We start from the raw sequence: 26,220 nt of genomic DNA on the forward strand, positions 1-26,220 counted from the left end.
CCTGGCCTACTTCGACACCGGCCGGGCCAGCAACGGCGGCACCGAAGCCGTAAACGGCCTCATCGAGCTCCACCGCCGCATCGCCCGCGGCTTCCGCAACCGCGACAACTACCGCCTACGCATGCTCCTGATCGCCGGCGGACTGACCAGCCCCCACCTCAAGTAAGAAGAGCCATCATTCCTTCGGACACCATACTGGAGTCGTCGAGTTGTAGGCCTTGTGAAACTGGGTATCTGCCCATCTGGCGCAGATGAAGACGGCTGACGCCGTAGTCGGCGGCAAGTTGCGCGGTCATGGCGGCACTCCAAAGCCGCGCGTAAGCGACATCTTCTACCGTCCAGCGCTCGGTCGAATCCTTCAATCGCGCCCGGAACTCCTTCAGGACGGCGTCGTTCAGCCCGTAGCTCGCGGTCTGCTCTCGCCACCAGGCGACGGGATTGTCAATTGACGAAAGTAGATCAGAACGGTCTGTAACGTGGGCGGAGATGTCGGCCGTCGAGAAGACGATCCAACTGGCCGCGGCTTGTAGTGCAAGCGTCGTAACGTCCGGCTCGAGGCCAGCCAGGTTCCGAAGGACGCCAAGCGCAGCGTCTCTTGCATCGTCAGTTCCACCTACTTCAACGAGTAAGCCTGCCAAGTGGGAGGAGATCCACGCGCTATCAGCGGGAGCTAATTGATCTCCGTCCAATGCTGCCATGGCGATGGCTATGGCTTCATCCCACTGCTCGTCGGCGGCGAACTGGCAGATTAGTAGCGCCGTGGCGGCTGCGTGGTCCGCACTCCCGATCGAACAGTCGCTCAGAAGTGATCGAGTCATTTCAAGCGCATCATCGGCCTCTTCAGCGATCGCCCAAAGGCAGGCTAGGAACCGCCAACGTAATTCCTGATGGTGTCGGGCTGCGGTAGTGTCCGGTGTCATCTCGTCCGCGGTGGCGAGCTGTTGGAAGTCGCTGAAGCGCCCGAGCGCGACCATGGCGATAGCCTCTTCGGGCTCCAGTGTTCCTTGAGGCCTGGCATTCCGATGCGGTGCCACCAAGCGCGGTGCCAGGAGCGCGTGTCGCAGTCGCTTCCCTGGGCCAAGCTCGCTTACGCCAGCCCGCCAGGACGAGCCGGCAAGTTCGAAGCCTTTTCGTTGGGTTGCAGCAACCTGAATAAGCGCTGGAAGGTTCGCCAAGTCGATCTTCTGCTCCGACGGGATAGCGATCTTGAAGCCCTGGCCGGTGTTCTTCAAGCGGTCTGGCGTGACGTGCGCCCAATAGCTTATGCGAGTTGCCTCGTCGTTCAATACGACAAAGTGGGGCAGGGTGTGACTGGTCCAGTATTCGAAGTGTCTTGGCTCACTCTCGTAGTACCACCATCCCGTGACATTGCCAGCCTCATCCCTGATCTTGTCATCAAACCAACTGTCGCCCGACTTGACCTGAATGCCAACAAACAAGCCGAGATCAAAGCGTCGCTCATCGCGCACCTGGCAGAAGATGTCCGTGCCAAGGTCGTGCCTTGTGTTCTCCACTGGCCCCCAGTTGATGCGTTGAAGGTTGCTCATTACATCGCTGGCCCCAGAGGTCCCTATGCGTTCCTGATGACTGGCACGCATCTGGGCACTTAGAGCCCTTTTGGGCTTCGTGGGCTTCAATGTTCCTCGCTAGCCTTCCGCGCGGAGATTCAGCCCTAATCCACCGGTGATCTTGTTCGCTGAGCGGGTCGAGAGATGAGAAGTGCCCCTCTGGGCAGGCAGGATGTCGATTGCGACGTCTCCAGCCGGCCGTCCCGAGAGGGGCACTTCGTAAGTGAAAGCCTGCCACAGGGTCCGCCCTGTTTTCGATGACCCGAATCTGGTGTCGACCGCGGGGCTGGTGCCGGTGTTGCGGCTGGCCGAGACCGCGGGTCTGCACGAGGAGCTGGCGGGCCTGACGGTGCCTAGTCCCAACGCAGCTGCCAAGACCGTCTGCGTGATCGGCGGGATGCTGGCCGGCGCGGACTCCATCGACGGCCTGGACGTGCTCCGTCACGGCGGGATGCCTCGGTTGTTCTCCGGGGTGCGCGCTCCCTCGACGCTGGGCACGCACCTGCGCGCGTTCACCCACGGACACGTTCAGCAACTCGACCGCGCCGCCTCGGTGACCCTGGCCGGGTTGGCGGGCCGGGTGCCGGGGCTACTGGCCGGCGGCGGCGCAGGCGGGATGGTGTTGCTCGACATCGACGACACCGTGCGCGAGGTGCACGGCTACGCCAAGCAGGCCGCTGCGTTCGGCTACACCGGAGTCCGCGGGCTGAACGCGATCGTGGCCACCACCTCGACTCCGATTGCGGCGCCGGTGATCACCGCCGCACGGCTGCGGCGTGGTAACAGCGCCTCGGCGGCCGGAGTGGGCCAGTTGGCCGCCCGGGCGATCGGCGCCACCCGCCGAGCCGGCGCGCTCGGGCAACTGCTGGTTCGGGCGGACTCGGCGTTCTACGGCCACGCCCTGATCGGCGCCGTGCTGGCGGCCAGGAGCTGGTTTTCGGTGACCGCCCGGATGGACCCCAAGGTTCGGGCGGCGATCAGCGGCATCGCCGCCGACGCCTGGACACCGATCCGTTACCGGCAGGCGGTCTTCGACGAGCAGACCGGGCAGTGGATCTCTGATGCCGAGGTCGCCGAGGTCGACTTCGTCGCCTTCACCGGCCGGCGCAAGGCCGACCACGTGCCCTGCCGGCTGGTGGTGCGCCGGGTCGCCCGGCTCAACCCCGCCTCGGTGCCCGCCGGGCAAGGCGAGCTGTTCACCGCCTGGCGGTATCACGCCTTCATCACCAACTCGACGCTGAGCACCATCGACGCCGATGTGACCCACCGCGGGCACGCGATCGTCGAGCAGGTCATCGCCGAGCTCAAGGCCGGCCCGCTGGCGCACCTGCCCTCGGGCTCCTACGCCGCGAACGCCGCCTGGCTGGCCTGCGCGGTGCTCGCGTTCAACCTCGCCCGCGCCGCCGCGGTGGCCGCCGGGATAACCACCGCCCGCTGGGCCACCCTGCGCACCAAGATCATCGCGGTGGCCGCGCGGATCGCCGCTACCGGCCGCCGACTGGTGATCCACCTACCCCGGGACTGGCCCTGGGCCCAGGCATGGCGACTGCTGTTCGACACCGCGACCAGCCCACCAGCCGCGACGACCCCGTGACCACCGCCGCACCCGCCGGCACGACCGGAGACCTGCAGTGGAGAAGCCGGAGAACGAACCGGCCGACCACCCACGCCCATCTCCGATCGAACATCAACAAACACCAGAAACCGGGGACCCACAGCTGGACCGGTGGATCAGGGTTCAGCTGGAGGCGATGCGGTCCAGGATCGCGACGGCCAGCTGCTCCGGCGCCTGCTCCGGGATCCAATGCGTGATGCCCGGCAGGGTGACGAACCGGTAGTCGCCGCTGACGAACTGCTCGCACGCCTCGGCGGCGGTCCGGCCGATGGCGACGTCGGCATCGCTCCACACGAACGTCGTCGGCACCTCGACCTTGTCCACGCGGGTGTCGGAGCTCATCGCCCGGTACCAGTTGAGTGCGGCGGTGAGCGCACCCGGCGCCGACAGCACCGCCACGTACTCGTCGACCGTCTCGGGGGAGATGCCGCTGGTCTCGACGTCGTACATCCGGCGCAGGCGGCGCGCGTCGTCGGCGAGCAGCACCTCCTCGGCCTTGCCCTGCTGCCAGAACAGCCGGATGTAGGCCGAGCGCTCCTTCTGCTCCGGGTCGACGCGGAAGGCAGCGGTGTAGGCGGCCGGGTGCGGCACCGACACCGCGGTCAGCGAGCGCACGCGGTCGGAGTGCCAGCCGGCCAGCGCCCAGGCGACGTTGGCGCCCCAGTCGTGGCCGACGACGTCGGCGACCGGGATCTCCAGCGCGGTCATCAGGTCCGCGGTGACCTGCGCCAGGTTCTGCAGCGCGTAGGAGTCCACGCCGTCGGGCCGCGCACCGGGGGAGTAGCCCAGCTGGTCGGGGGCGTAGGTGCGCAGTCCCGCCTCGGTGAGCAGCGGGGTGACCGCCGCCCAGCACGCGGAGGTCTCCGGGAAGCCGTGCAGCAGCAGCACCGGCCGCCCGTCCTCCGGTCCGTCGACGCGCACGTCGAAGGTGAGGTCGCCGACGTCGGTGCGCAGCAGTTCTCCGGCCATGCCCCGGACGCTAGCCGGGAGCTCGCCCCGGTGCGCGCGGCGCTACCGTCGGCAGCCGTGACCAGCAGCCCGGAGCGCGAGTTCGTCTCCGCCCACATCGACGACCTGCACGCCGACCTCGACGCGTGGCTGCGCATCCCGTCGATCTCGGCGGACCCGGCGCACGCCGCCGACGTCGCGGCCAGCGCCGAGTGGCTGGCCGACGCGCTGCGCCGCACCGGCCTCCCGACGGTGGAGATCTGGCCGACGCCGGGCGCGCCCGCCGTCTACGCGGAGTGGCCCAGCGCCGACCCCGACGCCCCGGTGGCGCTGGTCTACGGGCACCACGACGTCCAGCCGGTGGACCCGCCGGAGCTGTGGGAGCACCCCCCGTTCGAGCCCACCCGCGTCGACGGTCCGGACGGCCCCGAGCTGCACGCCCGCGGTGCCAGCGACGACAAGGGCGTGTTCGTCGTCCACCTGCTCGGGCTGCGGGCCCACCTCGCGGCCACCGGCCGCGACACCCCCGCCGTCACCGTCAAGGTGCTCGTCGAGGGCGAGGAGGAGTCCGGCTCGCCGCACTTCGCCGCGCTGCTGCGCGAGCGCCGCGACCGGCTCGACTGCGACGTCGTCGTGGTCAGCGACACCGGCATGGCCGCCCCCGACGTGCCCAGCGCGGTCACCGCCATGCGCGGGCTGGCCGACGCCGAGATCACGCTTCGCGGGCCGGCGGTCGACCTGCACTCCGGCTCGTTCGGCGGCGCGGTGCCCAACCCGCTGCACGCGCTGGCCGGTCTGCTCGCGACGCTGCACGACGACCAGGGCCGGGTCACCCTGCCCGGCTTCTACGACGCGGTCCGCCCGCTGTCCGACCGCGAGCGGGACCTCCTGGGCCGGGTGCCCTTCGACGAGCAGGCCTGGCTCGCCGGCCCCGCGGCCTCCCGCGCCACCGCCGGCGAGGCCGGCTACAGCACCCTGGAGCGCACCGGTGCCCGGCCCACCGCCGAGGTCAACGGCATGTGGGGCGGCTACACCGGCCCCGGGCACAAGACGATCATCCCGGCCGAGGCGCACGCCAAGATCACCTTCCGGCTGGTGTCCGACCAGCGTCCGGAGCAGATCGGCGCCATGGTGCAGGCCTGGGTCGACGCGCACCTCCCCGAGGGCATCGTCGCCGAGGTGCACACCCCGCCCGGCGGCGTCGCCCCATGCGCCAGCGACCTGGACTCCCCGGCGATGGAGGCGCTGCTGCGCGCCATCGGCCAGGCGTTCGACACCGCGCCCGACGACGTGCTGCTGACCCGCGAGGGCGGCAGCGGCCCCGAGGCGGACCTCGCCGGCGAGCTGGGCGCGCCCCTGGTGTTCCTCGGCAGCGGCCTCCCGACCGACCGCATCCACTCGCCCAACGAGCGGGTGCTGCTGCGCATGCTCGAGCGCGGCGCCGAGGCCGCCGCGCACCTGTGGCGGGAACTCGCGACGCTGCCGCGCGGCTAGCGCCGGCCGCTGACGACGGTCGCTCCGCGCTCGTCGTCGGTGTCCACCGCCGGAACCAGCCCGGCGGCGGCGACCGCGGCGACGGCGGCCGGCACCTGCGCCGCGCTCGCCTCGAACAGCACCGTGCCGCCGGGGGCGAGCCAGGCCGGTGCGCCGGCCACCACCCGCCGGGCCACGGCCAGCCCGTCGTGCCCGCCGTCGAGTGCCAGCCGGGGTTCGTGGTCGCGCGCCTCCGACGGCATCAGCGCGATCGCCGACGTCGGGACGTAGGGCACGTTCGACACGAGGACGTCGACGCGCCCGCGCAGCGCCGTCGGCAGGGCATCGAACAGGTCGCCCTCGTGCACGCCGGCGGCGGGCAGGTTCTGCCGCGCGCAGGCCACCGCGGCGGGGTCCAGGTCGGCGGCGTGCAGCTCGATCCCCGGCACCCGGGCCGCCACGGCCGCGCCCAGCGCGCCCGAGCCGCAGCACAGGTCGAGCACGACCGACCCCGGCCGGGCAGCCGCCGCGGCCCGCTCGGCCAGGTACTCCGAGCGCACGCGGGGCACGAACACCCCGGGGAGCAGCGCGATCCGCAGCCCGTCGAACGCCGCCCACCCCAGCAGCTGCTCCAGCGGCTCGCCGGCGACGCGGCGGGCGACCAGGGCCGCCAGGTCGCCGTCGTCCGCCGCGGCTGCCACCAGCAGCGCGGCCTCGTCCTCGGCGAAGACGCAGCCGGCCGCGCGCAGCCGGTCGACCACGGCGGGCGCGACGTCCACGGTGTGCCTCCCTCGACGGCTCCCGGCACGGTACGCGCGCGGCTTAGGCTGGGGCCGTGACCTCGTCCGGGCAGCCCGCGCCGCCGCCGGGCTGGTACCCCGACCCCGACGGCACGCCGCGCATGGTGCGCTGGTGGAGCGGGTCGGCGTGGTCCGACGTCGCCACGCCGGCCGGTCCGGGCGTCGCCGTCCAGCAGTCCCCGGTGCTGGCCCCCCAGCGGCCGGCCGAGCCCCGGCCGGCGCCGTGGGCCGACGAGCCCGCACCCCGCCCGGCCCGCCGCGGGCGCGCCGCCTGGATCGTCGCCGGGGTGCTCGGCGTGGTCATCGCCGTGGTGCTGGCGCTCGTCGTCGGCAACCGGGGTGGCGACGACGCCGTCGCCACGGTGGAGCGGCCCACCGCGAGTCAGCCGCCGTCGAGCTCCGCGTTCCCACCCGGCACCGTGCGGATCATCGACCAGTCGGCGGGGATCGCCTACCCCTACCTGGGCACCGGCTGGTCGGAGTTCGACTCCTTCGGCATGGTCGAGACCGCCACCGTCGCCGGGCAGTACTTCACCACCCAGGAGGTCACCCCGGACGGCACCCGCTTCATCGCCCAGGTGACCTCCGGCCCCGTGGTCGAGGGCTTCGGGTGGAGCGGCCCGGGCAGCTTGCAGGCGACGACGACGGCGCTGGCCGACAGCGTGCGGCTCAACTACTACCCGGAGCCCAACGAGCGCCGGATCATGCGGGACGAGGCGCTGACCGTTGACGGCCGCGCGGCCCACCTCCTCGAGTTCCAGCTCTCCTGGGACGTCGAGGGCTACGACGCCTCCGGCGAGCGGGCCGCCCTGCTGCTCGTCGACGTCGGCCGCCCCAACCCGGCGCTGCTGTACATCTCCATCCCGAACACCCACGCCGAGCTCTACGGGGTCATCGACCAGCTCATCGAGGCCGTCGACGTGCTGTGACATCGGTCGGCTCCGGCCGACACCGCGGCCACGTGCCGTTCCCCGGGTGCGCTGAGCGCGTCCTCGCGTGCCGGTCGGGAGCCCTCCGGGCCCCGCGACCGGTCCGCACGGCCGCACCGTCGTAGGGTCGGGCCCGTGACAGCAGCCGGAACCGCACTGACCCTGAGGCACCCGGTCGAGCGGTTCACGCTGGACAACGGGCTGCGCGTCGTCCTCGCCCCGGACCGCAGCGTGCCCGTCGTGGCGGTGAGCGTCTTCTACGACGTCGGGATGCGCAACGAGCCGGAGGGCCGCACCGGCTTCGCCCACCTCTTCGAGCACATGATGTTCCAGGGGTCGGCGCACGTGCCGAAGATGGAGCACGCCCGTCTCGTGCAGGCCGCGGGCGGCACGTTTAACGGCTCGACCCACCAGGACTACACGAACTACTTCGAGGCGCTGCCGGCCGAGGCGCTCGAGCGCGCCCTCTTCCTCGAGGCCGACCGCATGGCGGCGCCGGCCATCACCGAGGAGAACCTCCGCAACCAGATCGACGTGGTCAAGGAGGAGATCCGGGTCAACGTGCTCAACCGGCCCTACGGCGCCTTCCCGTGGCTGCAGCTGCCGCCCGTCGCCTTCGCGAGCTTCGCCAACACCCACGACGGCTACGGCTCCTTCGTCGACCTCGAGTCCTCGACCGTCGACGACGCCACCGACTTCTTCTCGCGCTACTACGCCCCGGGGAACGCCGTCCTGTGCATCGGCGGTGACCTCGACGTCGCCGAGACCGAGCGGCTCGTGCAGCGCTGGTTCGGGCCCGTCGCCGCCCGGGAGGTGCCGCCCACCCCGCGCACCGGCGAGCCCCTGCCGACGTCGGTGCGCTCGGCGGTCGTCGAGGATCGGCTGGCCACCGCACCGGCCGTGGCCCTCGGCTGGCGGATGCCCGACCCGGTCGCGCAGTTCGACGAGTACCTGGGCACGGTGCTGCTGGCCGAGCTGCTCAGCGAGGGCGACGCGTCCCGCCTGGAGCGCCGGCTGATCCACGACGACCGCACCGCCATCGCGCAGAGCAGCTACGTCGGGCTGTTCGGCGACCCCTTCGACGTCCGGGACGCCACCCTGCTCACCACCCAGGTGCACCATCCCGCCGGCGTCCCGGTCGAGCGGGTCACCGCCGCCGTGCACGAGGAGATCGCCCGCATCGGCACCGACGGCGTCCCCGCCGACGAGCTGCGCCGGGTGCAGGCGCGCACCGAGGCCCAGCTGCTGCGCCAGGCCGACTCGGTCCTGGGCCGCACGCTCGCCTTCGCCGCCGCCGAGCTGGTGCACGGGCGGGCCGAGCTGGCCGGCGAGCTCGCCGCCCGGCTGGCCGCGGTCACCCCCGAGCAGGTGCAGGCCGCGGCCCGGGCGCTGGATCCGGGCACCGTCGCCCAGCTCGAGCTGCGCCCGGCGGGAGGCCGGGCATGAGCGCCGCGCTGGACCTCTCCCTGATCCCGCCGCTGGGCGAGCCCCGCCCGCAGCCGGTCCCGGCCGCCTCGGAGACCACCCTCGACAACGGGCTGCGCGTCGTGGTCGTGCCGCGGCCGGGCGTGCCGCTGATCGAGCTGCGGTTGCGCGTGCCGTTCGCCGCCCCGAGCGCGGCCGCCGCCGAGGCGCACAGCGCCGCGGCGTCGGTCCTCGCCGGCGCGGTGCTGCTCGGCACCGCCTCCCACGACCAGACCGGCATCGCGCAGCTGCTCCAGGGCCACGGCGCGGAGCTGTCCGTGTCGTCGGACAGCGACCGGCTGCTGTTCGGCACGACGCTGCTGCCCGGCGGCCTGCGCCCGGTGCTCGGCGTGCTGGCCGAGCTGCTCACCTCCGCCACGTACCCGGCCGACGGCGTCGAGGGCGAGCGGGACCGGCTGGCGGAGCGGATCACCATCGCGCTGTCGCAGCCGTCGGTCCTGGCCCGAGCGGCGCTCAGCGCCCGCCGCTTCGCCGGGCACCCGTACGCGGTCTCGCTCCCGGACCCCGCGCTGGTCACGGCGATCGGCGCGGACGACCTGCGCCGGCTGCACGCCGAACGGGTGCTGCCCGCCGGCAGCACGCTGGTCCTGGTCGGCGAGCTGGACCCGGCCGCCGCCACCGACGCCGTCGCCGAGGCGCTGGCCGGCTGGACCGGGACCGGCACCGCCCAGGAGTCCGCCCCGGCGACCACGCTGCACTCCTCGGTCCCCGAGCTGGTCGACCGTCCCGGCGCCGTGCAGTCCAACATCCGGCTCGGCGGCCCCGCGCCCACCCGCACCGATCCCGACCTGGCCGCGGTCCGGCTGGCCGCGATGGTCTTCGGTGGCTACTTCTCCTCCCGCCTGGTCGAGAACATCCGGGAGCGGCGCGGCTACAGCTACAGCCCGCGCAGCTCCGTGGAGCACCAGACCGGCGCGGCGTCGTTCCTCGTCGAGGCCGACGTCGCCACCGAGGTGACCGGCCCGGCGCTCATGGAGACGGTCTACGAGCTCGGCCGGATGGCGCTGACCCCGGTCACCGAGGCGGAGCTGGACGCCGCCCGCCGCTACGTGCTGGGCAGCATGGCGCTGTCGACGGCGACCCACGCCGGGCTGGCGAGCACGCTGTCCGCCCTGGTCGGAGCGGGCCTCCCGGTCAGGTGGCTGGCCGAGCACCAGCAGGCGCTGGAGGCGGTGACCGTCGACCAGGTCCAGGAGGTCTCCCGCCGCCACCTCGCCCCGGGCGCCCTCACCGCCGTCGTGGTCGGCGACGCCGAGGTGGCCGAGGCGCAGCTGGCCGCGCTCGGGCCGCTCACCGTCCGACGGGCCGGCGGCGCGTGACCGTCCCCGCCGCCGGCGGCAGCACCCCCGCGGACAACCCGGACCGCATGACGGCACCGGCGTCGTCGTGGCCGGACGGCACGACGCCGTCGTCCGGGGGCGTGCCCGTCCTGTCCCGCGTCGCCCACGACCGGGCACACCTCGCCCGCGCGCTGCCCGACCCGACCCGCGGCCGCCCGGTCCGGGTGCTCACCGTCGACGTCCAGCGCACCGTGCCGGTCCGCGAGACCCCCGACGGTCCGGAGCTGCTGTGGGAGGAACGGCCCGAGCTGCCCGCGGGCGCGATCTTCCTGGGCGAGGCCGACGGCGTCCCCTACGCGGCGGTCCGCGGCGAGCGGGCGCTCACCGTGGGCGGGCAGCCGGTGGACGCCTGGTCCGGGCTGCGCGACCTGGGCACCGTGCTGGGCGACCGCGACGCCGGGCTGCTCGTGCAGGCCATCGGCATCATCGAGTGGCACGAGCGCAACCGCTTCAGCCCGCTGACCGGAGCGCCGACCACCGTCGAGCGGGCCGGCTGGGTGCAGCGGGACAGCTCGACGGGGATGGACATCTTCCCCCGCACCGACCCCGCCGTGATCATGCTCGTCCACGACGGGGCGGGGCGCCTGGTGCTGGGCCGGCAGGCGATCTGGCCGCCCGGGCGGTACTCGATCCTCGCCGGCTTCGTGGAGCCCGGGGAGTCCGCGGAAGCCGCCGTCGTCCGCGAGGTCGAGGAGGAGGTGGGGCTGCGCGTCACCGACGTCCGCTACGTGGGCAGCCAGCCCTGGCCGTTCCCGCAGTCGCTGATGCTGGGGTTCGTGGCCCGCGCGGAGTCCGCGGGTGAGCTCGTCCTCGACCCGGACGAGATCGAGGAGGCGCACTGGTTCTCCCGCGAGCAGCTGCTCGCCGGAGAGGGGCTGTCGGCCCTGCCCCCGGCGGTCTCGATCGCCCGGAACATCATCGACCGCTGGCTGGCCGGCGAGTTCGACAGCTAGGCGAACCGGCCGCCGAGCACGAGGGCCGGGCGGTCGGCGTGGTCGGCCAGCACCACGGCGTCGGCGAGGGCCACGGGGTCCACCTCGTCGTCGTAGCGGTCGAAGGCCGGCAGCGCCCACGCCTGGTCCGCCGGCGTGCGACGGCGGCGCGCGGCCGGAGCCACCCGCAGGTGGACCACGACGTCGAAGGGCAGCCCGATGCCCTGCAGCAGCGCTCCGGCGACCAGCAGGACACCGCCGGCCGGCCCGGGCTGCCGGGGAGCGCGGACGGCGCGGTCGCGGTCCAGGTCCCACAGCTGCGGCAGGTAGTGGCCCGACCCGCCCGGCCCGAGCGGAGCGAGCACCTCGCGGGTGAGGGCGCCGGCGTCCAGCCAGTCGGTGTAGCGGGCGTCGGGATCGGTCCGGCCGTGCTCCAGCCGCAGCGACGCCGGGCGGTAGAAGCCGTCGGCGCGGACGACCGCGGCGCTGCGCCCGCGGGCGGGCAGGCGCTCGGCGACCTCCTCGGCCAGCCTCTCCGGCGCGGCGAGCTCGGGGCCGTCGACGGCGACGCGCAGCGCAGTGGCGCCCGGTTCCGGGGGCAGGTCGGCCAGCAGCGCGGCGAGACGATCGGCCAGCGCAGCGGGGGAGAGCGGAACGGGAGAGGTCAGGACCGGCCGTCCGCCACGACCACCGGGCAGGGGGGATCGGCGGCCGGCGGGGCGTCTGCCGCCAGGCCGTCCAGGACCTCCCGGGCCAGCTCCGCGACGGGCCGGCCCTGCGAGCGCGCGTTCCGGCGCAGCTCCTCGAAGGCGGCGCGGGCGCTGAGCGCGTGCCGCTCGGCCAGCACCCCGATGGCACGCTCGGTGGCCACCCGCGCGGCCAGGGCGTGCTCCAGCTGGGACACCGTGCGCTCCAGCGCGGCGATCCGCAGCGCCGCCTCGTCCACCACGGCGGCGCCGGCCGAAACCGCCGTCCCGCGGGCGGACCGGCGGGCGGAGCGGTCGGGCTCGGGCAGCGCGCCGAACTCCTCGGCGACCAGGTCGGCCAGCGACATCCCCTCGACGAGGTCCCCGACGGGCTCGCTGCCGTCCGCCGACCGGACGGCCCAGCCCCCGGGCGTACGGGTCAGCGCCACCGGCGCGTGGACGGTGTCGGTGTCCGGGTCCTCCGGGTCACCCGCCGCGACCGAGCGTGACTGCCCGTTCCAGGGGCGGGGACCGGGGATCACGGGAGCGTCATGCCTCCGCGGCCGCGGCGAGCTGCGCCTTGACCTGGTCGATGCTCGGATTGGTCAGTGCGGTGCCGTCGGCGAAGATCAGCGTCGGCACAGTGCGGTTGCCACCGTTGGCGTTCATCACCAGGTCGGCGGCCTTCTCGTCGGCCTCGATGTCGACCTCGGCGAAGTCGATGCCCTCGATCTGCATGAGCTTCTTCAGCCGGACGCAGTAGCCGCACCACGTGGTGGTGTACATCGTCACGCCGGTGGCGGGGGTGGTGGTCATCGAGGTGGAGTCTCCCTGCTGGTTCGTCATGGGTCCACCCCCCCGGGAGGGCGTACCGCACGGTGTTCCCAGGTGAACGCGGCCGTCCTGGGGATGCTTCCCCATGACGTCGGTGCCGGCTGGGAGGATCGCTACGTGACACGGACGAGGACCCGATGAGTGCGGCCATCCGATCGGGGTCCCGCGCGGAGGACGTCCTCGCCGGGCTCGACGAGGAGCAGCGCGCAGCGGCGCAGGCCGTCACCGGACCGGTCTGCATCCTGGCCGGCGCGGGCACCGGCAAGACGCGCACGATCACCCACCGCATCGCCTACGGCGTGCACACCGGCGTCTTCGTCCCCGAGCAGGTCCTCGCGGTCACCTTCACCGCCCGCGCCGCCGGCGAGCTCCGCACCCGTCTCCAGGCCCTCGACGTCGGCGGGGTGCAGGCGCGCACCTTCCACGCCGCCGCCATGCGGCAGCTGCGCTACTTCGCGCCGCGCGTGCTCGGCGGGCCGATGCCGCCGCTGATCGAGAACAAGCTCCGCGTCGTGGCGACGGCGGCCGCGCGCCACCGGCTCACCACCGACCGCACGAGCCTGCGCGACCTGGCCAGCGAGATCGAGTGGGCCAAGACCACGCTGGCCACGCCGGAGGACTACCCGGCCCGCGCGAAGACCGCCGGCCGCGAGCCCCCGTTCGAGGCCGCCGCGGTCGCCGCCGTCTACGCCAGCTACGAGCAGGCCAAGGAGCGCGACGGCGCCCTGGACTTCGAGGACCTGCTGCTGGTCACCGCCTACGCGCTCGAGGGGCACCCCGACGTCGCCCGGGCGGTCCGTGACCAGTACAAGCACTTCGTCGTCGACGAGTACCAGGACGTCAACCCGCTGCAGCAGCGGCTGCTCGACGCGTGGCTGGGCGGCCGGGCCGAGGTCTGCGTCGTGGGCGACCCGAACCAGACCATCTACTCCTTCACCGGCGCCGACCCCGACTACCTGCTGGGCTTCGCCGACCGCTATCCCGACGCCGAGGTGGTCAAGCTCGAGCGGGACTACCGCTCCACGCCGCAGGTGGTCGGCCTGGCCAACCGGCTGATCGGCATGGCTCCGCGGCGCAAGGGCCTGCCGGGGCTGCGCCTGCTCGGCCAGCGGGCCGACGCGGTGGAACCCTCGTTCGTCGAGCACCCCGACGAGCCGGCCGAGGCCGACGCCGTCGCCGCCCGCTGCAAGGCGCTGATCGACGAGGGCATGCCGGCGTCGGAGATCGCCGTGCTGTTCCGCATCAACGCCCAGTCCCAGGTCTACGAGAACGCGCTGGCCGCCGTCGGCGTCCCGTACGTGCTCAAGGGCGGCGAGCGGTTCTTCGAGCGGCCGGAGGTGCGCGAGGCCGTGCTGCTCCTGCGCGGAGCGGCCGCCGGAGGCAGCGAGCCGGGCATGCTCGTGCCCGCGGTGCGCGACGTCCTGGCCTCCACCGGCTGGGTCGAGCACCGTCCTCCGGCCGGGGGAGCGGCGCGTGACCGCTGGCAGTCGCTGGCGGCGCTGGTCGACCTCGCCGTCGACCTGGTCGCGGAGAACCCGTCGCTGGACCTGCCCGGCTTCGTCACCCACCTGGCCCAGCGCGCCGACGCCCAGCACGCGCCCACCGTGCAGGGGGTCACCCTGGCCTCGATGCACGCGGCCAAGGGCCTGGAGTGGGACGCCGTCTTCGTCGTCGGACTGGTCGACGGTGTCGTGCCCATCGCCCAGTCGCTGGCGCGCCCCGACGCGGTGGAGGAGGAGCGGCGGCTGCTCTACGTGGCGGTGACCCGCGCCCGGGAGCAGCTGGTCCTGTCCTGGTCGCTGTCCCGCAACCCCGGAGGCAAGCGGGCGCGACCGCGCAGCCGGTTCCTCACCGGCCTGGCGCCGGACTCCGGGCCCACCGCGCCGCCGGCCCGCAAGGCCGGCAAGCGGCCCAAGGTGGTGCTCGAGGGGCAGGCCGGGGAGCTGTTCGAGCGGCTGAGGGCGTGGCGCAGCCAGGCCGCGCAGGCGCAGTCCGTCCCCGCCTACGTCGTGTTCACCGACGCCACCCTGCAGGCCATCGCCGAGACCCGGCCGGCCACCCTGCGGGAGCTTTCGGGGCTGCCGGGCATCGGCGCCCGCAAGCTCGAGCTCTACGGCGAGGACGTCCTCGCCGCCGTCACCGGTTGAGGCCCCCAACGCCTCGCCGGGGTGGGCCGACCGGCGCCGTCACACGGTTCGGGACGTCGTCGTTAATTCGTTTGACCGCGTCCGAACCGCCCGCCTAGTGTCCTGAACCACACGAGCTGCACCCAGCCCGAGCACGGCTGTCCGGCCGAGTTCGCGACCCGGAAGGAGGGGTGGACGTGATCAGCACGACGTGGACCGATGCCCCCGCCGGGTTCTCCGGCCCGGGCCGCACCGGCATGTCCCCGTACGCCTGCTCCTCCGTCGTCGACGGCGGCGTCGCCCGGACCGTCATGGCGCCCGCCGCGGCTCCGCTCTGGGGGACGGGTGTGCCCGTGGCAGCTCGCCTGCGCCCGATCGAGAAGCGCGGCATCGCCCACGAGTCCTTCCTCCAGGCACTCGTCGTCGCCACCCCGCTGATCGCCAGCACCGACACGACCGACATCCACCCCAACGCCACCACCCTCGGGATCCACCCCCCGGGGAGACCGCAGAGCTAACCGCTCGCCGGTCCTCCTCGAGGCCGCGGAACCCGAACCGGGATCCGCGGCCTCTTCGTTTCTCCGCGGCACCCGGCCCCGACTTCGGTCGGCGGGCCACCGCCGGCCGTCAGACGACGAGCACGAGGAGGAGCGGCCGTGCCGCACACGATCGAGCGCGCGACGACCCACTGCCGCACCGGCCAGCCCGGGGCCGGTGGCGGAACGCCGCCGTACGGGCCCCATCCGCCCCGCAGGTGGCCGCAGCCAGCACTGCCCCCGGCACCTGTCCGGCGCCCCGTGCCCTGCCGCGAGGAGGACCCCGAGCTCTGGTTCGCCGAGAGCCCGACCGTCCTCGAGCAGGCCAAGGCGCTGTGCACCACCTGCCCGCTCCGGGACGCCTGCCTGGCCGGTGCCCTGGACCGCGGCGAGCCGTGGGGCGTCTGGGGAGGGGAGATCTTCGACCGCGGGGTGGTCATTGCCCGCAAGCGCCCCCGTGGCCGTCCCCGGAAGGTGACCGCCGCGTGAGCACCGCAGAGCAGTCCGCCCTCGCCCGCCCGGCGGGGGCGTCCACACCAGCCACGAGAACCGAGGGAACGATCATGTACGCGTACGAGCACGCACTGGCGCACAGCCGGATGCGCGAGCTGCAGGAGGAGGCGCAGGCGGCCTCCCGCGCCCACCGGCTCTACCGGGCACGCAAGGCGGCCCGACGCGCGGAGCGGGCGGTGCGTCGCGCCGCGCGCCTCAGCGCGTCGGTCTACTGAAAGAGGACCCCGTCCTCCTCACCCCTCGCTCCGCTCGGGGCGAGCCTCTGGACGGGGCCGGTCGGGCCGGGTCGGACGCTCACGATGCGTCCGGCTCGGCTCAGCCCTTGAAGCCCGGGAGCCACTCCTCCAGGACGCCGCGGAAGCCGCCTTCGGCGTCGAGCTGGCACAGCACCCCGATGGACCCGATCGTCACCCGGTGGATGAGCAGGTAGGCCGGCGGGAGGTTGAGCTGCCGACCCAGCCGGCTGGCCTCCAGGCGCGGGTCGGCGATGCGGGCGGCCTGCTCCTGCATCCAGGCGCGGGTGAAGTGGAACTGCGGCTCCGCGATCGGGTCGAGCATCGGCCGCAGGAAGTCGTGCACGCCCTGGGCGTCGATCTGGGCGGTCGGCAGCACGAAGCCCTCGCTGCGCAGGTCGGCCAGCACCTCCTCGGCCCTGCCTTCCAGGGCCCAGCGCAGCAGCCGGCCGATCGGCTCGGGGTGGCCGTCGGGCAGCCGCGCCGTCGCCCCGAAGTCGATGACCCCGAGGCGGCCGTCGGCCATTAGCCGGAAGTTGCCCGGGTGCGGATCGGCGTGCAGCAGCCCGGCCCGCTCGGGCGCGGAGAAGTGCAGCACCGCCATGAGCAGGCCCGCGCGGTCGCGCTGCTCGCGCGTGCCGCTGGCGATGATCCGCGACAGCGGGGTGCCCTCGAGCCACTCCGAGACGATGACCTTGGGTGCGCTGGCGACCACCCGGGGGACGACGATCTGCGGGTCGTCGGCGAATGCGGCCGAGAAGCCGCGCTGCGCGTCGGCCTCGAGGCTGTAGTCGAGCTCCTCGACCACCCGCGCCTTGAGCTCGGCGATCAGCGGCTTGACGTCCATCCCCGGGAAGAGGACGGCGAACAGGCGCGCGAAGCGGCTGAGCTGGTTCAGGTCGGCCATGAGCGCGGTGGCCGCACCCGGGTACTGGATCTTCACCGCGACGTCCCGGCCGTCCCGCCACGTCGCGCGGTGCACCTGGCCGATGCTGGCCGCGGCCGCCGGCTGGTCGTCGAACTCCGCGAACCGCTGCCGCCACGTGCCACCGAGCTGCTGGGCGAGCACCGCGTGGACGGTGCGCACCGGCATCGGCGGCGCCTCCTCCTGGAGCTTCACCAGCGCCTGGCGGTAGGGGGCGCTCATCTCCTCGGGCACCGCGGCCTCGAAGACCGAGAGCGTCTGCCCGAGCTTCATCGCGCCGCCCTTGAGCTGCCCGAGGACGGCGAACAGCTGCTCGGCGGTGCGCTGCTGCAGCTCCGCGGACACCGCGTCCGCGGACTGACCGGACAACCGCTTGCCCAACCCCAGCGTGGCGCGGCCCGCGGCCCCCAGGGGAAGGGAGGCCAGCCGCGCGGTGCGGGACACCGAGCCCCGCGGCATCACCGGTCGGTCGTCGCCCACGTGTCCTCCTCGTCAGCGCCGTGCCCGGCCCCGCGGTAGCGGAGGCGGCTCGGGCGAACCCGCGAGCGCGCTCACGGGCCATTGTCCCCTGCCGCACGCTGCTTTCGCTGGGCGCAGCCGCACTCGGGGTGCGGAGACCAGTGGCGTACCCGGGGGAGCAGGTCGGGCGGGGACAGCTCCAGGGTCGCATCCAGCGTGACCGGGGCGGCGTTCCCGTCCAGGTAGGCGAGCACCTGCACGGCGGCGGTCACGGCGGTGAGCAGGCAGGTCACCGTCGCGCCGCTGGGCGGTGGCTCGCCGGCCGTGAGCTGCGCGGCCAGCCGCGGCCAGCGTGGATCCGCGTCGCGCCGGTGCAGGTCGGCGCAGCGCAGGCAGCTGGTGACGCCCGGCACCACGAGCGGCCCCACCACACCGGTGGCACCCCGCACGGTGGCGACCAGGTGCGGCACCCCCGCGCGCGACCAGCCGGCCACCGTGGGGTCCGACGCCGCCCACGGGCGGGCGAGCACGACCAGGTCGGGCAGCGCGCCCCCGGTCACCGGGCGCAGGTCGGTGAGCGGGCTGGCCCGCCGGACCGCGTCGGCCGCGGCCACCGACCGCGGCCGTCCCTCGTCCGCGGCGGTCGCCCCGCCGACGACGGCGTCGCCCGCGGCCACCAGCCCGCTGTCCCGGACGCTCACCCGGCCGACGCCGCTGGCCGCGAGGACCGCCGCGAGCGGGGTGCCGACGCGCGTGGCGCCGTCGACCACGACGACGGCGGCCCGCCGGGCGCGCCAGCCCTCGGCCGACGGGCTCTCCGCGGCCTGGCGAGCGGCGGCGGCCGGGCCGGCGTCGGTGGCCAGCAGGTCGGCGGCGTCGACGTCGACCAGGAGGTGGGCGGCGCGCAGGCCGTCGAGGACGGCGGTCACCGCACCGGCGTCCAGACCTTCGCGGACGGCGTCGGCGACCACGGCCCGCTGCACCCGGCGCCCGTCCAGGCCGCGCAGCAGGGCGGCCAGCCCGTGCGGGAGCGGGCTCACCAGCAGGCCGTCACCGGTGTCCACGCCGCCGATCTGCAGGGTGTCCGCGTCCCCGCGCAGCAGCGGGACCGCGGCGGGCAGCAGGGGACGGGCCGAGTCGCTCACCGGAGGAGCGTGACAGCGCCGGCGGGTGCGGCGGGCCTCCGTCCACAGGCCCGGGGACGACGACGGCGGCGCCCCGAACGGGGTCGCCGCCGTCGACGCGACTGGGAGGCCGGTGGTTCAGGCCTTGCCGAGGATCCGGTTCATCTTGGTGCCGCAGACCGGGCAGGTGCCTTGCGCCATGCGACGTCCGGACTCGCTGACCTTGACCTCGCCGTCGAAGTCGCGCTTCTCCTTGCACTTCACGCAGTAGCCGTTGTAGCTCTCAGCCACGGGATCTCCTCGTCTCGGGGGCGCTCCGGCATGCAGGCCGGGCGTCGTTGCGCGGGAACGCTACCCGCGCCGGTGCGCCCCGATACGGCCGATGGCGGTTCGGTCAGCGGCTGGTTCCCACAGCCTGTGGACAACCCTGTGGAGCACGTGGGGACCCGTCGGCGTGTCCCTGTGCGCGGACGGGGGGTGGAGCCGGGGACAACGCTCGCGGACCTGCCCGCGCACCCCGTCCCACCTGCACGGACGGCTCGCGGCGGGTTGTGGAACCTAGCGGTCGGTGGTGGGGAACGCCGGGCGGGGCGGCCTCGTGTCCACCGTCCGTGCGACCTGTACCCGAGAGGGTGTCTCCGGGCGGGCGCGGCCACGGGGGAGTGGCTTACGGTTCCCCCGTGCACGGACCGCCCCCCGACGCCTCCGCACGCCCCGAGCCCTCCGGCGTCCCGCCGGAATCTCTGGGTGCGGGTCGTGCCGTGCCCATGGCGCGGCGCAGGTCCGGTGGGGACGACGCCGCGCAGCCGCTGCCCGGGGACGCCGAGTCGCTCGTCGAGGTCCGCCGCAGCGCCCGGCGCCGGCGCACTGTCACCGCCTACCGCGAGAGCGGCCGCACCGTGGTGCTGATCCCGGCGGCGTTCAGCCCCGCCGAGGAGCGCCGCTGGGTCGAGCAGATGGTCGCCAAGCTGCAGACCCGCGAGGAGCGGCGCCGTCGGTCCCTGGGTGGTGACGACGAGCTGATGATCCGGGCGCGGGCCCTGTCCGCCGCGCACCTGGACGGCCTGGCCGAGCCGGCGTCCGTGCGGTGGGTGGACAACCAGCAGCGCCGGTGGGGCTCCTGCACGCCGGCCGACCGCAGCATCCGGTTGTCCAGCCGGCTGCGCTCGATGCCCGACTACGTCGTCGACTACGTGCTGGTCCACGAGCTGGTGCACCTGCTCGAGCCCGGCCACGACGAGCGGTTCTGGGCGCTCGTGGCGCGCTACCCGCGCGCGGAGCGGGCCCGCGGCTTCCTCGAGGGCGTGGAGCTGGCCAACACCGCCGGAGCGGCCGGCGCCGCGGCCGGGCCCGACGCCGACCTCGTCGACTGAAGGCCCCGTCCGGAGGCTCGCCACGAGCCTGCGAGTGGTGAGAGGGACGGGGTCCTTCTTCAGCCTTGGTCGGGCCCGTCGTCCCCGGGCTTCTCGGCGTCGCCGTCGGTGAGGGCCTGGAGCTCGTCGTCGAGGCCCTGGCGGGTGACGAAGTCCATCGGCTCGTCCAGGTCGTCCGACGTCGGCAGCAGGTCCGGGTGGTTCCACAGCCGGTCGCGGTCCGCGCCGCCGTGCTGCTGCGTCATCGCCGCCCACACCGTGGCGGCGTCCCGGAGCCGGCGCGGCCGCAGCTGCAGGCCCACGAGGGTGGCGAAGGTCTGCTCGGCCGGGCCACCGGAGGCGCGGCGACGGCGCATCGTCTCGGCCAGCGCGGAGTGGCCGGGCAGCCGGTCCTTCGCGGCCGCGGCGACGACGGTGTCGATCCATCCCTCGACCAGCGCGAGCAGGGTCTCCAGGCGGCGCAGCGCCATCGCCTGCTCGGGGGTCTCCTCCGGTTCGAGCACCCCGCTGCCCAGCAGCCGCTGGATGCTCTCCGGGTCGCTGGGGTTTAGCCCCTCCATGCCGCCGCCGGACATGGCCTCGGAGATGCCGCGCTCGATGGCGTCGCGGTCGATGGTGATGCCGCGGGCGTAGGCGTGGACGGCGTCCTGCAGCTGCTGGCGCAGCCACGGGACGTGCGCGAACAGCCGCTGGGCGGCGGCCTCGCGCAGCGCGAGGAACAGGCGCACCTCGTCGGCGGGCCGGTCGAGCCCGTCGGCGAAGGCGGCGACGTTCTGCGGCACCAGCACACCGGTGCCGGCGGGGGCCAGCGGCAGGCCGACGTCGGTGCTGGTGACGACCTCGTCGGCGAGCTTGCCCAGCGCCGACCCGACCTGGGCGCCGAACATGACGCCGCCCATGCGGCCCATGATCCCGGCGATCGGGCCGAAGCCCATCGCAGCCTCCTGCGGCAGCGCGCTGGTCATCGCGGCGACGACCTTCTCCGCGAGGGGGTCGATCAGCGCGCCCCAGGCCGGCAGGGTCTGCTCCACCCACTCGACCCGCGACCAGGCGGCGGTGCGCTCGATGCCCGAGGGCAGCTCGGTCACCTGGTCGAGCCACAGGTCGGCCAGCCGCAGCGCCTCGGCCACCGCGGTGCGCTCGGCGTCGGACACCGGCTGGTGACCCGCGGCGAGCTGGCTGATGGCGCTCTGCTTGGCGAGGTCCCAGTTGACCGGCCCGCCGGACCAGTTCATCAGCCGCTGCAGCTCGGCGAACAGCGGCATCTTGCCCAGGACGTCCTCGGGTGAGCCGCCGCCGGCCATGCCGCCGAACAGCGCACCCAGGCCGAACGGGTCACCGCCGCCCGGGGTGCCACCGCCGCCCTCGCGGCGTTCGGGATCGCGGTCGCCGGGGAGGCCGAAGCCGAACGGGACGTCACTCATGCGTCCACGGTAGACGCCCCCGTCAGCGCTGGTAGGCGCGTTCGCCGGGAGCTCAAGGCCTGCTGCAGGGGCCTGCCGCGAGCATGCGAGCGGTGGGGGGCGACAGGTCCTTCGCCTACTCTCGCCGGTCGTGACCCGTCGCATCGCCGTCCTGACCACCGGTGGCGTCCTGCTGGTGCTGTTCGGCGTGCTCGGCACGACGCTGCCGGTGCCCTACGTCGCCCAGGTGCCCGGACCCACCTACAACACGCTGGGCGACATCGACGGCGAGCCGATCATCTCCGTCGAGGGCCGCGAGCCCAACGAGGTCGAGGGCAACCTCAACCTGACCACCGTGGGTGTGAGCCGCGACCGGCTGAGCCTGGTGCAGGCCGTGCGCGGCTGGTTCGACGACGAGGTGGCGGTCGTCCCCGAGGAGTCGGTGTACCCGGCCGACCGGACCGTCGAGGAGACCCGCCAGGCCAACCGCCGCGCGTTCGTCACCTCCGAGCAGGCCGCGGAGAGCGTCGCGCTGGGACACCTGGGCTACCCGGAGAAGGTCGTGGTGCGCGGGCTCCCCGAGGACTCGCCGTCCGAGGGCCGGCTCCAGGAGGGCGACGCCCTCGAGTCGGTCGACGGGCGGCCGACGCCGGACCTCGCCGCGCTCGAGTCGGTGCTCGGCTCGATCCCGCCCGGCACGGACGTGCCCGTCGCCTACACGCGACTGGGCGACCCCGGCAGCACGACGGTGACCACGGGACCCGCCGAGGAGGGCGACGGGTCCGTCCTCGGCGTCAGCGTGCTGCAGCAGCCGGCCGCACCCTTCGACGTCGACATCCAGGTGGAGGACGTCGGCGGCCCGTCGGCCGGTCTGATGCTGACGCTCGGCATCCTCGACCTGGTGGGCGCGGACGACCTCACCGGCGGTGCGCTGGTCGCGGGCACCGGGACCATCGACGTCGACGGCGAGGTCGGCCCCATCGGCGGCATCCCGCTGAAGATGGTCGCCGCCCGCGAGATCGGTGCCGACCTGTTCCTCGTGCCCGAGGACAACTGCGAGGAGGCGCTGGCCGCCGAGGACCCGGGCTTCCCGCTGGCCAAGGTCGCGACCCTGGACGACGCCCTCGAGGCCCTCGCCGACCTGCGGGCGGGGCGCACGCCGGCCGCCTGCTGAGGCCCGGCCGCGCCGACCGGAACACCCGGGAACCCCGCCGCCGCTGGCGCGTTGTGCTGGGATGAGCGGAGGACCGCGCCCAGGGTCGGGCGCTCCTCCTCGTCGGTGGTGCGGCCGTGGCCGAGCTACCGGATCCGCACCTACGACCCGTCAATGTGAGGAGACCGCTCGTGGCCATGCGGCCCCCCGTGCCGGTGCCGACGCTGTCGCGCCGCGCGAAGCTGGTCCTCGGCGCCATCGCCGTGCTGCTCGTGCTGTTCACCGTGGTCGGCTCGCTGACCAACGTCTACGTCGACTACCTGTGGTTCGCCGAGACCGACTACACCGAGGTCTTCTGGACCGAGCTGCAGAGCCGCGCCCTGCTGTTCGCCGTGGCTGGGGTCGCGACCGGTGGCCTGACCGCCCTGGCGATCTACCTGGCCTACCGGTTCCGCCCCACGTTCCGGCCGATGTCGCTGGAGCAGCAGAACCTGGAGCGCTACCGGCAGTCGCTGGAGCCGCGGGCGGGCCTGGTGCTCACCGCCGTCGCCGTCGTCCTGGGGCTGTTCGCGGGCTTCGCCGCGCAGGGCAGCTGGGAGACCTGGCTGACCTTCCGCAACGGCACCGACTTCGGCCAGACCGACCCGCAGTTCGGGCTGGACCTCTCCTTCTTCGTCTTCGACTACCCCTTCTACCGGCTGGTCCTGGGCTTCGGGTTCGCCATCGCGGTCCTGGCGCTGATCGGCTCGCTGGTCACCCACTACGTGTTCGGCGGGCTGCGGCTGCAGACGCCGGGCCAGAAGCTCACCGCCGCGGCGCGCGTGCAGGTCTCGGTGCTGCTGGGCGTCTTCGTCGCGCTGAAGGCGGTCGCCTACTGGCTGGACCGCTACGGGCTGGTCTACTCCGACCGCGGTGACGTGTTCACCGGCGCCAGCTACACCGACATCAACGCGCTGCTGGTGCCCAAGACGATCCTGGTGTTCGTGGCGGCGGTCTGCGCCATCGCGTTCTTCGCCAACATCGTCGTCCGCAACTTCCTGCTCCCGGCCGCCGCGCTGGTGCTGCTGCTGGCCTCCAGCCTGGTCATCGGCGTGGCCTACCCGGCGATCGTGCAGCAGTTCGTGGTCAAGCCCAGCGCCAACGAGCGCGAGGCGCCCTACATCGAGCGGGCCATCGAGATGACCCGCCAGGCCTACGGCCTCGACCAGGTCGAGTACGTGGACTACGCGCAGGAGACCGAGGCCACCGACGGCGAGGGCGACGTCGTCGACCCGGAGGTGGCGCTGGCCGAGCTCCGCAACGACACCGAGACCATCCCCAACGCCCGGCTGCTGGACCCGAACGTGCTGACCGAGACGTTCACGGCGCGCCAGCAGATCCGCAACTGGTACGGCTTCCCGGAGAAGCTCGACGTCGACCGCTACACCGTGGACGGCGAGGAGCGCGACTACGTCGTGGCGGTGCGCGAGCTGGACAGCACCGGGCTGTCGGAGAACCAGAGCACCTGGATCAACCGGCACACCGTCTACACCCACGGGCACGGTTTCGTCGCCGCGCCGGCGAACGAGGTCGTGGCCGGCTCCGACGGCGGCGAGCCCAACTTCACCACCGGGGATCTGCCCGTCCGCGGCGACATCCCGGTCGACCAGAGCCGCATCTACTACGGCGAGCTCATCGACGACTACTCCGTCGTCGGTGCTCCCGACGGGGCCACCCCGCGCGAGTCCGACCTGCCCGAGGGCGGGTCGGACGACCGGCAGATCAACAACACCTACGACGGCGAGGGCGGGGTGTCGGTCGGCAGCTTCTTCCGTCAGCTGACCTTCGCCGTGTACTTCCGGGAGCGGAACTTCCTGCTCTCCAGCGCGGTCAACGACGAGTCGAAGGTCCTCTACGTGCGCGACCCCCGCGACCGGGTGGAGAAGGCGGCGCCCTTCCTCGAGGTCGACGGCGACCCGTACCCCGCGGTGATCGACGGCCGGGTCACCTGGATCCTCGACGGCTACACGACGTCGGACTCCTACCCCTACTCCGAGCAGATGGAGCTGGGCGAGGCCGCCGCGGACTCGCTGACCGGCACCGGCACCACGGCGCTGCCGGACGAGACCTTCAACTACATCCGCAACTCGGTGAAGGCGACCGTCGACGCCTACGACGGCACGGTCACCCTCTACGCGTGGGACGAGGAGGACCCGGTCCTCCAGACCTACATGAAGGCCTTCCCTGGCGTCATCCAGCCCAAGAGCGAGGTGTCCGACGAGCTGGAGGGCCACCTCCGGTACCCCGAGGACCTGTTCAAGGTGCAGCGGGACATCTTGACGCGGTACCACGTTGAGGACCCGATCGCGTTCTACGAGGGCAGCGACCGCTGGCAGGTGCCGGACGACCCGACCGTGGGGGGCAACGTCCAGGAGGACCAGCCGCCGTACTACATCCTCGCCCAGCGGCCGGGTGACGACGAGGCCAGCTTCCAGCTGACCAGCGCGCTCAACGCCTTCCAGCGGGAGAACCTGTCGGCGTTCATCTCGGCGTCCAGCGATCCGGACACCTACGGCGCCATCCAGGTGCTCCAGCTGCCCGGCAACACGCCGTTCCGCGGGCCGGGGCAGGTGCAGAACGCGTTCACCGCGAACGAGGACATCCGGCCCGACCTTACGCTGTTCGACAGCGAGAGCTCGAACGCCGTGTTCGGCAACCTGCTCACCCTGCCGATCGGGGACGCCGGCCTGCTGTACGTCGAACCCCTCTACGTCGAGGGGACCGGTCAGGGCGGCTTCCCGCTGCTGCAGCGCGTGCTGGTCAACTTCGGTGGCCGGATCGGCTACTCGAACACCCTCGCCGGTGCGCTGGACGAGGTGTTCGGGTCCGGCGCCGGCGAGGTCGCCACCGACAGCGGTGAGGAGACGACGCCGAGCCCGAGCCCCAGCCCGTCGCCGTCGCCGTCCCCGTCGCCGGACGGGGACGCCGGTACCGATCCCGACGTGGACGCGGCGCTCGCCGACGTCGACGCCGCCCTCGACGCGTTCGCCGACGCCCAGCAGAGCCGCGACTTTGCGGCCCAGGGCCAGGCGTTGGCCGACCTCGACGCCGCGGTCCAGGCCTACCGGGACGCGCAGGCGGCCGCGGACGGCGCAGCGACGCCCGGCGGCTGAGCGGCCGGAGGAGGGGACGGCGCACCCGCGTCGCCCCCTCCTCCCCGCCTGGGGTACGGTGGTCGTACCGACGCGGGGTGGAGCAGCTCGGTAGCTCGCTGGGCTCATAACCCAGAGGTCGCAGGTTCGAATCCTGCCCCCGCTACTCACGCACAGGGCCCGGTCACCTCGGTGACCGGGCCCTGTGCCGTTCGCGGCCAGGCGCGGTCACGGGCATTGTCCCGCCGGACCACGTGCCGCAGTCTGTGCGGCGTGGACGGGGACCAGCTGCCCTGGCAGATCAACCGGCCGGGCGCGATCACGGTGCAGGACGCCGACGACGGGCACGTGCTGCACATGAGCGGCGACGTGGTGGACGTGGTCGTCGAGCACCTCATGGCCACCCGCCCGGTGGACCTCTCGCGCGTCGTGGCCGTCGACGTCGGCGACGTGACCTACATCGACTCCACGGGACTGTCGTTGCTAGCCCGCTGGGCGCAGGCAGCCGCCGCCGGGGGACGACCGGCCGAGATCCGCCGCCACACCACCCGGTTCGGCCGCGTCCTCGAGGTGGCCGGACTCACCACCCTGTTCGTGTACGCGTGAGCACGGCAGGGGGCCCGGCCACCTCGGT

The 26,220-nt window shown here is 73.6% G+C and carries 25 protein-coding genes and 1 tRNA gene; 16 read left to right on the top strand and 10 right to left on the bottom strand.

Annotation, left to right across the window (positions count from 1 at the left end):
• Window positions 1-166, top strand: a 166-nt coding sequence (locus DQ239_RS10285) for a transposase (RefSeq protein WP_147252075.1), incomplete at its 5' end; no start/stop codon positions are given.
• Here DQ239_RS10285 and DQ239_RS10290 read toward each other — a convergent pair.
• A complete protein-coding gene (locus tag DQ239_RS10290) occupies window positions 159-1,598 on the bottom strand; it encodes a DUF4365 domain-containing protein (RefSeq protein WP_113834342.1) in 1,440 nt (479 codons plus the stop codon). The two genes, DQ239_RS10285 and DQ239_RS10290, sit on opposite strands and share 8 nt — an antisense overlap.
• Window positions 1,599-1,791: 193 nt before the next feature.
• Here DQ239_RS10290 and DQ239_RS10295 point away from each other — a divergent pair, with 193 nt between their 5' ends.
• The gene (locus DQ239_RS10295) at window positions 1,792-3,162 is read left to right on the top strand and encodes an IS1380 family transposase (RefSeq protein WP_113834343.1); all 1,371 of its coding nucleotides are present in this window, start codon (window positions 1,792-1,794) and stop codon (window positions 3,160-3,162) included.
• Between the two features lie 144 nt (window positions 3,163-3,306).
• Here DQ239_RS10295 and DQ239_RS10300 read toward each other — a convergent pair whose 3' ends face one another.
• The gene (locus DQ239_RS10300) at window positions 3,307-4,152 is read right to left on the bottom strand and encodes an alpha/beta hydrolase (protein WP_113834344.1); all 846 of its coding nucleotides are present in this window, start codon (window positions 4,150-4,152) and stop codon (window positions 3,307-3,309) included.
• Between the two features lie 57 nt (window positions 4,153-4,209).
• Here DQ239_RS10300 and DQ239_RS10305 point away from each other — a divergent pair, with 57 nt between their 5' ends.
• Complete coding sequence (locus DQ239_RS10305; RefSeq protein WP_113834581.1) at window positions 4,210-5,625, top strand: M20/M25/M40 family metallo-hydrolase; 1,416 nt, start codon at window positions 4,210-4,212, stop codon at window positions 5,623-5,625.
• Here DQ239_RS10305 and DQ239_RS10310 read toward each other — a convergent pair.
• Window positions 5,622-6,383 (bottom strand): putative protein N(5)-glutamine methyltransferase, encoded by a 762-nt coding sequence (locus DQ239_RS10310; RefSeq protein WP_113834345.1) that lies wholly within the window; start codon window positions 6,381-6,383, stop codon window positions 5,622-5,624. The genes DQ239_RS10305 and DQ239_RS10310 overlap by 4 nt on opposite strands.
• Before the next feature lie 56 nt (window positions 6,384-6,439).
• Here DQ239_RS10310 and DQ239_RS10315 point away from each other — a divergent pair, with 56 nt between their 5' ends.
• The 4 genes from DQ239_RS10315 (at window position 6,440) to nudC (ending at window position 11,111) form a co-directional block, all read left to right on the top strand.
• Window positions 6,440-7,333, top strand: a complete 894-nt coding sequence (locus tag DQ239_RS10315) for a DUF2510 domain-containing protein (protein WP_113834346.1) — start codon at window positions 6,440-6,442, stop codon at window positions 7,331-7,333.
• Window positions 7,334-7,468: 135 nt separating this feature from the next.
• A complete protein-coding gene (locus tag DQ239_RS10320; RefSeq protein WP_113834347.1) occupies window positions 7,469-8,779 on the top strand; it encodes a pitrilysin family protein in 1,311 nt (436 codons plus the stop codon).
• The gene (locus DQ239_RS10325) at window positions 8,776-10,137 is read left to right on the top strand and encodes a pitrilysin family protein (protein WP_113834348.1); all 1,362 of its coding nucleotides are present in this window, start codon (window positions 8,776-8,778) and stop codon (window positions 10,135-10,137) included. Before DQ239_RS10320 ends, DQ239_RS10325 begins: the two co-directional genes overlap by 4 nt.
• Window positions 10,134-11,111 (top strand): NAD(+) diphosphatase, encoded by a 978-nt coding sequence (gene nudC / locus DQ239_RS10330; protein WP_113834349.1) that lies wholly within the window; start codon window positions 10,134-10,136, stop codon window positions 11,109-11,111. The genes DQ239_RS10325 and nudC overlap by 4 nt, the downstream gene beginning before the upstream one ends.
• Here nudC and DQ239_RS20905 read toward each other — a convergent pair.
• From DQ239_RS20905 to DQ239_RS10345, 3 genes are all read right to left on the bottom strand, one after another.
• Window positions 11,108-11,455, bottom strand: coding sequence for a hypothetical protein (locus tag DQ239_RS20905; protein WP_233489054.1), 348 nt, complete (start codon window positions 11,453-11,455; stop codon window positions 11,108-11,110). The two genes, nudC and DQ239_RS20905, sit on opposite strands and share 4 nt — an antisense overlap.
• Window positions 11,456-11,754: 299 nt before the next feature.
• Window positions 11,755-12,318 (bottom strand): ANTAR domain-containing protein, encoded by a 564-nt coding sequence (locus tag DQ239_RS10340; RefSeq protein WP_233489055.1) that lies wholly within the window; start codon window positions 12,316-12,318, stop codon window positions 11,755-11,757.
• A gap of 7 nt (window positions 12,319-12,325) precedes the next feature.
• Window positions 12,326-12,622, bottom strand: a complete 297-nt coding sequence (locus DQ239_RS10345; protein WP_304542678.1) for a mycoredoxin — start codon at window positions 12,620-12,622, stop codon at window positions 12,326-12,328.
• Window positions 12,623-12,747: 125 nt separating this feature from the next.
• Here DQ239_RS10345 and DQ239_RS10350 point away from each other — a divergent pair, with 125 nt between their 5' ends.
• The 4 genes from DQ239_RS10350 (at window position 12,748) to DQ239_RS20130 (ending at window position 16,000) form a co-directional block, all read left to right on the top strand.
• Window positions 12,748-14,757, top strand: a complete 2,010-nt coding sequence (locus DQ239_RS10350) for an ATP-dependent DNA helicase UvrD2 (RefSeq protein ID WP_113834351.1) — start codon at window positions 12,748-12,750, stop codon at window positions 14,755-14,757.
• 176 nt (window positions 14,758-14,933) lie between these two features.
• Window positions 14,934-15,254 carry a hypothetical protein gene (locus DQ239_RS10355; protein ID WP_147252077.1) on the top strand — a complete coding sequence of 107 codons (321 nt, stop codon included), beginning with the start codon at window positions 14,934-14,936 and terminating at the stop codon, window positions 15,252-15,254.
• A gap of 138 nt (window positions 15,255-15,392) precedes the next feature.
• Window positions 15,393-15,761, top strand: coding sequence for a WhiB family transcriptional regulator (locus tag DQ239_RS21290; RefSeq protein WP_304542680.1), 369 nt, complete (start codon window positions 15,393-15,395; stop codon window positions 15,759-15,761).
• Window positions 15,758-16,000: a hypothetical protein gene (locus tag DQ239_RS20130; RefSeq protein ID WP_147252079.1), complete on the top strand. Its 243-nt coding sequence runs from the start codon at window positions 15,758-15,760 to the stop codon at window positions 15,998-16,000. The genes DQ239_RS21290 and DQ239_RS20130 overlap by 4 nt, the downstream gene beginning before the upstream one ends.
• A gap of 100 nt (window positions 16,001-16,100) precedes the next feature.
• Here DQ239_RS20130 and DQ239_RS10365 read toward each other — a convergent pair whose 3' ends face one another.
• The 3 genes from DQ239_RS10365 to DQ239_RS20615 form a co-directional block, all read right to left on the bottom strand.
• Window positions 16,101-17,423, bottom strand: a complete 1,323-nt coding sequence (locus DQ239_RS10365; RefSeq protein ID WP_233489056.1) for an AarF/ABC1/UbiB kinase family protein — start codon at window positions 17,421-17,423, stop codon at window positions 16,101-16,103.
• A gap of 71 nt (window positions 17,424-17,494) precedes the next feature.
• Window positions 17,495-18,547: a ThiF family adenylyltransferase gene (locus tag DQ239_RS10370; RefSeq protein WP_113834353.1), complete on the bottom strand. Its 1,053-nt coding sequence runs from the start codon at window positions 18,545-18,547 to the stop codon at window positions 17,495-17,497.
• A gap of 117 nt (window positions 18,548-18,664) precedes the next feature.
• On the bottom strand, window positions 18,665-18,817 hold the full coding sequence (locus DQ239_RS20615) for a DUF5679 domain-containing protein (RefSeq protein WP_012950213.1): 153 nt from the start codon (window positions 18,815-18,817) through the stop codon (window positions 18,665-18,667).
• 389 nt (window positions 18,818-19,206) lie between these two features.
• Between DQ239_RS20615 and DQ239_RS10375 the strand changes: the two genes are divergently transcribed.
• A complete protein-coding gene (locus DQ239_RS10375) occupies window positions 19,207-19,899 on the top strand; it encodes a M48 family metallopeptidase (RefSeq protein ID WP_233489057.1) in 693 nt (230 codons plus the stop codon).
• A 59-nt stretch (window positions 19,900-19,958) separates the two neighbouring features.
• On the opposite strand, the gene DQ239_RS10380 is transcribed toward DQ239_RS10375, so the two are convergent.
• The gene (locus DQ239_RS10380) at window positions 19,959-21,323 is read right to left on the bottom strand and encodes a zinc-dependent metalloprotease (protein ID WP_113834355.1); all 1,365 of its coding nucleotides are present in this window, start codon (window positions 21,321-21,323) and stop codon (window positions 19,959-19,961) included.
• A gap of 130 nt (window positions 21,324-21,453) precedes the next feature.
• On the opposite strand from DQ239_RS10380, the gene DQ239_RS10385 reads away from it, so the two are divergent.
• From DQ239_RS10385 to DQ239_RS10400, 4 genes are all read left to right on the top strand, one after another.
• Window positions 21,454-22,476 (top strand): PDZ domain-containing protein, encoded by a 1,023-nt coding sequence (locus DQ239_RS10385; RefSeq protein WP_113834356.1) that lies wholly within the window; start codon window positions 21,454-21,456, stop codon window positions 22,474-22,476.
• Window positions 22,477-22,652: 176 nt separating this feature from the next.
• A complete protein-coding gene (locus tag DQ239_RS10390; RefSeq protein ID WP_233489112.1) occupies window positions 22,653-25,607 on the top strand; it encodes a UPF0182 family protein in 2,955 nt (984 codons plus the stop codon).
• Between the two features lie 71 nt (window positions 25,608-25,678).
• Window positions 25,679-25,752, top strand: a tRNA-Met gene (locus tag DQ239_RS10395).
• A 107-nt stretch (window positions 25,753-25,859) separates the two neighbouring features.
• Complete coding sequence (locus DQ239_RS10400) at window positions 25,860-26,192, top strand: STAS domain-containing protein (RefSeq protein WP_113834358.1); 333 nt, start codon at window positions 25,860-25,862, stop codon at window positions 26,190-26,192.
• The last annotated feature ends 28 nt before the right edge of the window (window positions 26,193-26,220 follow it).

The organism is Blastococcus sp. TF02-09, assembly GCF_003319105.1.
Lineage (GTDB): Bacteria > Actinomycetota > Actinomycetes > Mycobacteriales > Geodermatophilaceae > Blastococcus.

What these genes read in the sequence shown, in the direction of transcription:
- DQ239_RS10300 (WP_113834344.1), bottom strand. Translation starts at nt 4,152, where the DNA reads ATGGCCGGAGAACTGCTGCGCACCGACGTCGGCGACCTCACCTTCGAC.
- DQ239_RS10390 (WP_233489112.1), top strand. Translation starts at nt 22,653, where the DNA reads ATGCGGCCCCCCGTGCCGGTGCCGACGCTGTCGCGCCGCGCGAAGCTG.
- DQ239_RS10380 (WP_113834355.1), bottom strand. Translation starts at nt 21,323, where the DNA reads ATGAGTGACGTCCCGTTCGGCTTCGGCCTCCCCGGCGACCGCGATCCC.
- DQ239_RS10350 (WP_113834351.1), top strand. Translation starts at nt 12,748, where the DNA reads ATGAGTGCGGCCATCCGATCGGGGTCCCGCGCGGAGGACGTCCTCGCC.
- DQ239_RS10325 (WP_113834348.1), top strand. Translation starts at nt 8,776, where the DNA reads ATGAGCGCCGCGCTGGACCTCTCCCTGATCCCGCCGCTGGGCGAGCCC.
- DQ239_RS10290 (WP_113834342.1), bottom strand. Translation starts at nt 1,598, where the DNA reads ATGCGTGCCAGTCATCAGGAACGCATAGGGACCTCTGGGGCCAGCGAT.
- DQ239_RS10345 (WP_304542678.1), bottom strand. Translation starts at nt 12,622, where the DNA reads ATGACGAACCAGCAGGGAGACTCCACCTCGATGACCACCACCCCCGCC.